General features: G+C 56.4%; 3 protein-coding genes and 1 pseudogene. 3 read left to right on the top strand and 1 reads right to left on the bottom strand.

Annotated features, from left to right (window positions below; translation table 11 throughout):
* From FBZ89_RS30490 to FBZ89_RS30480, 3 genes are all read left to right on the top strand, one after another.
* Positions 1–231: tyrosine-type recombinase/integrase (locus FBZ89_RS30490; protein WP_145754854.1), on the top strand; the 231-nt coding region annotated here is incomplete at its 5' end.
* A gap of 137 nt (positions 232–368) precedes the next feature.
* A complete protein-coding gene (locus tag FBZ89_RS30485; protein WP_145754852.1) occupies positions 369–1,208 on the top strand; it encodes an RHS repeat-associated core domain-containing protein in 840 nt (279 codons plus the stop codon).
* A gap of 9 nt (positions 1,209–1,217) precedes the next feature.
* Complete coding sequence (locus tag FBZ89_RS30480; RefSeq protein ID WP_145754851.1) at positions 1,218–1,694, top strand: SEL1-like repeat protein; 477 nt, start codon at positions 1,218–1,220, stop codon at positions 1,692–1,694.
* 207 nt (positions 1,695–1,901) lie between these two features.
* Here the strand turns inward: FBZ89_RS30480 and FBZ89_RS30475 are convergent.
* Positions 1,902–2,746 (bottom strand): annotated as a pseudogene (locus FBZ89_RS30475) (IS630 family transposase); the annotation flags it as partial.
* Positions 2,747–2,841: the final 95 nt, after the last annotated feature.

Genomic DNA, 2,841 nt, shown 5'->3' with positions numbered 1-2,841 from the left:
ATGCTGGAGAACGGGGCGGACATCCGGTTCATCCAGGCGATGCTGGGGCACGCGGACCTGTCGACCACGCAGATCTACACGCAGGTGAGCGTGCGACTGCTGAAGGAGATCCACACCGCCACCCACCCCGGCCGGCCCATCGCCGCCGGCGGCCGCCAAGGCCGCGTGGACGCGGCGGAGGCCCTGCACCTGGTGCTGGACCAGGAGGCGGAGGACGAGCGCGACGACTGAGAGCGGCCCCGCGCGGGAAAAGGTGCGTCAGGGGCCTCGCCGGGCTACACTGCCCTCATATGGGCGAGCGCGCCCGCTAAGCCGTTGGAGCCACCGGGAAAAAGGAGCGTCGGTACGACACCCCGCGTCAGGGTGTTGTGATTGGCCAGAGTGCCCAGGACGGCCAGACGGGATCGCCGTACCGGTATGCGGGCATGCGGTATGATGAGATCGGGCTGTACGTCACCCCGAACCGCACCTACGTGCCGGGGATCGGCAGGTGGTTGCAGATGGACCCGGCGGGGATCGCCGATGGGCTCAACCGGTATGCCTACGTGGGCAATGACCCGCTGTCGGGTTTTGATCCGCTGGGGTTGGCCAACGAGGGAAATACTTGCGGCCGGACAGGGGGAGTAAGCTGCTCCGGGAGTTACGCCGGTGATGGCATCACGCCGTTTAAAGACGGCACGGGAGGTGATCCCCGTGTGAAGCCTCGGGATCCTATATCGACGGACGGCCCCAGATCGGTAGCAAAGCGCGATCCAAGAGTTGGGGCGACGGCCGGTGCAACGGATCAACCGGGTAAGTTGGATTTATTTAATGACCAATATGATGAGTATAAGTTTTTCAAGAAAATTCCCTCTAAGGATGGTGAATTTAGAGTTGGCGCCCACGGGCACGGTAGGGCGATTGAGCTCCAGAATGGAGATAGGATTGGTGCTCGAGAGGCGTCAAAGCTAATTAAAGGAGCAGGGTATAAACCTGGAAGTGATACTGTAATCGTCCTGTTTGCATGTAATTCCGGCTCAGAAGGGTCTGGTGGGTTTGCTCAAGAGCTTGCAAATTTGATGCATGTCACAGTAAAGGCGCCGACAAATATAGGGTGGCTATTTGAGAACGGATACTATGCCATTGCGCCATCATTGCCGGACAGGCATTATCCAGATCTAAAGCAAAGTACGCCATTCGCCACATTTAATCCGCAGTCAGGGAAATAGGGTGTTTTTATGAAGACGATATATAGATGGTCTTATATTCTGAGTGCCTTGATAGCCTTACTTTCTTCTCCGGCGATTGCTTCTGACCAATTGCCGAAGAAGGCGGGTGTTGATTCTCAGCAAGAGCCTTCTGGGCCTGGTGGCAGATTAGCTATGCCATATGAGGAGTTTATGATTCCCTCTGATCGTATTGGGGAAATAGAACGATCTGCCCTTACGGGGTCAGTTGATTCAGCGATAAAGTTGGCAAATTATTATCTAAAAATAAGAGACCGATATTCTCTTGAAGGTATACATTGGCTGGAGATTGCATATGAGAATGGATCAAAGGAGGCAATGTATACTCTTGGCTCTAACTTAATTGATTTTAAGGACAAAAGTTCGCAGCTAAGAGGGCTTTATTGGTTAAAAAGGGCGGCCAAGGAGTGTAATGAGCCATATAGACGATACGCAAAATCTATGCTGAAATGTATAGATCATAAATAGTATTCTTTGTGCACAGAGAAGGTTATCCCCTGACACTCACCCTCCCTGAAGGCTGTCAGGCGGCGGAGTTGGGGTTGGTGCGGATTTCCATGCTGCTTTGGTTTTGAGGTTTGGAACGGAAATCCCCCCGTAGAATCAAAGCCCTAACCAGCTTACGTGATAAAATGTGTATAAGTGATGCACAGGTGTAATACCAACTTGCGCTGATTAGAACCCATGTGCCCATTGGCGGTTTCCAATGGACATGATCTTCCATGGTTGGTCGATGAGGCGGTTCCAGGCGTCGCAAGATAGGGCGACAATCTGGTCATAGGATTCGAAGACGCGATTGGAGAGCCAGTTTTCGCGGACGAACTGCCAGATGTTCTCGACTGGATTGAGTTCCGGGGATCGAGGCGGCAGTGGGAGGACGGTGATGTTGGGCGGCACGACCAGCTTGTCGGTGGTGTGCCATCCGGCCTGGTCCATCATGAGGACCGCATGGGCGCCCGGCGCGACCTGGGAGGCGATCTCGTCCATATGCCATTGCATGGCCTGGGTGTCGCAACGGGGCAGGACGAGGGCGGCACCGACACCACGCTCGGGGCAGATGGCCCCGAAGATGTAGGCTGACTTGGTGCGCTGATCTTGAGGAGCCACGGGGCGCGTCCCGCGTTTGGCCCAGCGGCGGGTGATCTTGTTCTTCTGGCCGACCCGGGCCTCATCCTGCCACCACAGTTCTATCTTGGTTCCTTCCGGCCGGGTGGCCCGGATCGCCGCCAGCTTGGCGGGGAAGTTTTTTTAAATTCCTCAAGGGCCTCCCCGTTCTGGGCATAGTGCCGGGGGCGAGCCGACAGCTTGGCATACCCCATGGCCTTCAGTGTGCGGCTTATCGTGGAATCGTCCAGCGAGATGCCGAACTCCTCGAATACCCATAGTCCCAAATCTCTGAGCCGCCAGCGCACCACCCCGTCCACCGATGGGATCGGCCCCTGCTCCACCTTCCGGGCCAACTCCTGCCGCTGGGCAGCGTTCAGTTTGGGTGTCTGCCCCGGCGCTTTGCGGTCGATCAGGGTACCCCTCCGCCGAGGGCCGCCTTCCATTGGTGATGTTGTTCGCCGAATCTGGAAGGAGGTCTGGCTTGTGAGGGTGGGAAGTGTCCACGAAT

The sequence above is a fragment of the Nitrospirillum amazonense genome, assembly GCF_007828045.1.
Lineage (GTDB): Bacteria > Pseudomonadota > Alphaproteobacteria > Azospirillales > Azospirillaceae > Nitrospirillum > Nitrospirillum amazonense_C.
This window is presented reverse-complemented; position numbering and strand designations above follow the sequence as displayed.